This window comes from Streptomyces cahuitamycinicus (assembly GCF_002891435.1).
Classification (GTDB): Bacteria; Actinomycetota; Actinomycetes; order Streptomycetales; family Streptomycetaceae; genus Streptomyces; species Streptomyces cahuitamycinicus.
Window position 1 is genome coordinate 1 of record NZ_POUC01000689.1, and the last position, 2,755, is coordinate 2,755.

Genomic DNA, 2,755 nt, shown 5'->3' on the forward strand with positions numbered 1-2,755 from the left:
GGGCGGGACCGCTGCCGCCGGGTCAGCACAGCGCGACCGCGTCGCCCGGGCCCTCGGGCCAGGCCGTCAGCGGCGTGAAGCCCTGGTGGCCGCACTCGCCGAAGACCCTGACCGGGGCCCCGCCCGACAGGGCGACGAGCCGCCACAGGCCGGGCCGGGAGCGCGCGGCGGGAGTGAGCGGCAACGCCGCGTCCTCGTCGGCGTCCGCCAGCTGCCAGGACTCGCCGTCCGGCGTGGGAACGACCCGGTCCAGCGTCACCGGGACGGACTCCAGCCACGGGTCGTCGCGCAGGGCGTCGCCGTAACGGGCGGCCGCCTGGGTCGTGGTCAGCCCCGGCGGACGTATCGCCGCGGGGGCGGGCGGGGCGAACTGCTCGCCCAGGGCCACTCGTGGTTGCCCGGTGCCCGGGTACGCGGACACCTCCGCCTCCAGACTCAGGCCCACCGGCAGCGCCGGCTCCGGGGCGCGGCCGACCGCGCCGTAGGAGAGGAGCAGCACGGTGCGCCGGGAGTCGGCGCCGTGCAGCCAGATCCGGCGGGTCGTCAGGCGCGGGTCCGTCGTGTCGTACTGGGCGAGGACCAGCCAGCGGTCGCGCAGCGGCGGGCCGTCCGCGGAGGCCGGGAGGCCCATGCGGGAGCGGACCGTGGCGGCGAGGCCGGCCGGGAGCCGCTCGCGGCGCAGCCAGCCCCGCCCCAGCAGATGCAGCAGCGCGCACTCCTCCAGCAGCCGCACCGGCCAGCCCGGGCCGGTCGACGGGATCGCCCCCAACTCCCGCACCAGGCCCGCCAGCCCCTGTGCCTGGGCGTCGACCATGCGGGCCGCCGTCTCCTCCCAGAGGCCGTACCCCGACTGCTCCGCGGTCGCCAGGCCTCCGCGCAGCAAATCGACCAGGCGCTGCTCCAGCTCCACCGCGCCCGCCGAGACCCGCTCGGCCCTGCGCTCCGCCCGCCGTCGCGCCGCCTCGGGGTCAGCGGCCCCGGACGGCGCACCGGAGCCGGCATCCGCCTTCCTCGCCTCCGCGCGCTCGCGCCGCCCCGCTGTCCACTGCGCGGCCCACTTTGGTGCCTGCCCCGGCGGCACCGCCGCGTCGTCGGCGGCCCAGAGCAGCAACAGCCCCAGCGCGTGCTTGCACGGGAACTTGCGGCTCGGGCAACTGCACTTGTACGCGGGCCCGGCTGCGCCCGCCATGTCCACGATCGTTTGATACGGCTTGCTTCCGCTGCCCTTGCACAGCCCCCACACCGTCCCCTCGTCGCAACTCCCCGCCTCGGACCACGGCCCCGCCGCCCCGAGTTTGCTTCCCGCTTTGCGTGATGCCGCGTCAGGCGCCAGTGCCAGCACCTGGTCCGCGGTCCAGCGCGCCCCCTGGTGAGTCATGTCACCGAAGGTAGATCCCGCCACTGACAATCGGGTCCGCCAGCGGCTCCGGCAGGGCATCTCCGCAGGTCGGAACGCATTGTCAGTGGTGTGGTGCAACGTTGGCGACAGATCCGAACCGGCCGAGCTGGAGGGGGACTTTGCCATGACCGTGTCCGTGGAGCCGACGTCCGTCGAAGCGGGGGAGACGGCACCGACCCAGGCGTTGCGACCGCACGCCGAGGTCGCCTTCGCCCGTGAACTCGCCGCGCTGGCCGCTCAGGACGACCGGCCGCGCCCCGCCCGCTGGAAGATGTCGCCCTGGGCCGTCGCGACGTACCTGCTCGGCGGCACCCTGCCGGACGGCACGGTGATCAGTCCCAAGTACGTCGGCCCGCGCCGCCTCGTCGAGGTCGCGGTCACCACGCTCGCCACCGACCGCGCCCTGCTCCTGCTCGGCGTCCCGGGCACGGCGAAGACCTGGGTGTCCGAGCACCTGGCCGCCGCGGTCAGCGGCGACTCCACGCTGCTGGTGCAGGGCACCGCCGGCACCCCGGAGGAGGCCATCCGCTACGGCTGGAACTACGCGCAGCTGCTCGCCCACGGCCCGAGCCGCGACGCCCTCGTGCCCAGCCCCGTCATGCGGGCCATGGCCGACGGCATGACGGCCCGCGTCGAGGAACTGACGCGTATCCCGGCCGACGTGCAGGACACGCTCATCACGATCCTGTCGGAGAAGACGCTGCCGATACCGGAGCTGGGCCAGGAGGTGCAGGCGGTCCGCGGATTCAACCTGATCGCCACGGCCAACGACCGCGACCGCGGGGTCAACGACCTGTCCAGCGCCCTGCGCCGCCGTTTCAACACGGTGGTGCTGCCGCTGCCGGAGAGCCCCGAGGCCGAGGTCGACATCGTCTCGCGGCGCGTCGACCAGATCGGCCGCTCCCTCGACCTGCCGGCCGCCCCCGACGGGCTCCACGAGATCCGCCGGGTCGTCACGGTATTCCGCGAGCTGCGCGACGGGGTCACCTCCGACGGGCGGACGAAGCTGAAGTCCCCCAGCGGCACGCTGTCCACGGCCGAGGCGATCTCCGTCGTCACCAACGGGTTGGCCCTGGCGGCCCACTTCGGCGACGGCGTGCTGCGGCCGGCCGACGTCGCCGCGGGCATCCTCGGCGCGGTGGTCCGCGACCCGGCGGCGGACCGCGTCATCTGGCAGGAGTACCTGGAGACGGTGGTCCGGGAGCGTGACGGCTGGAAGGACTTCTACCGGGCCTGCCGCGAGGTGAGCGTGTGAGGAACACGGGGCGGTTGCCCCGGTCGACGGGACGGCGGTCACCCGCGGGATCGGGCGGGGACGTGCGGGACGGGAGGAGGACGAAGTGACCGGTGTGGAAC

Annotated in this window: 2 protein-coding genes; one reads left to right on the forward strand and one right to left on the reverse strand. The window is 74.7% G+C overall.

What is annotated here, in order from left to right; translation table 11 throughout:
* Positions 1-22: 22 nt before the first annotated feature.
* Positions 23-1,378: an SWIM zinc finger family protein gene (locus C1J00_RS41650; RefSeq protein WP_102914011.1), complete on the reverse strand. Its 1,356-nt coding sequence runs from the start codon at positions 1,376-1,378 to the stop codon at positions 23-25.
* Positions 1,379-1,523: 145 nt separating this feature from the next.
* On the opposite strand from C1J00_RS41650, the gene C1J00_RS41655 reads away from it, so the two are divergent.
* Positions 1,524-2,654 carry an AAA family ATPase gene (locus tag C1J00_RS41655; RefSeq protein ID WP_102914012.1) on the forward strand — a complete coding sequence of 377 codons (1,131 nt, stop codon included), beginning with the start codon at positions 1,524-1,526 and terminating at the stop codon, positions 2,652-2,654.
* Positions 2,655-2,755 lie beyond the last annotated feature (101 nt).

Excerpts from the sequence above, each read along its gene's own strand:
- C1J00_RS41655 (WP_102914012.1), top strand. The coding sequence starts at position 1,524 with ATGACCGTGTCCGTGGAGCCGACGTCCGTCGAAGCGGGGGAGACGGCA.
- C1J00_RS41650 (WP_102914011.1), bottom strand. The coding sequence starts at position 1,378 with ATGACTCACCAGGGGGCGCGCTGGACCGCGGACCAGGTGCTGGCACTG.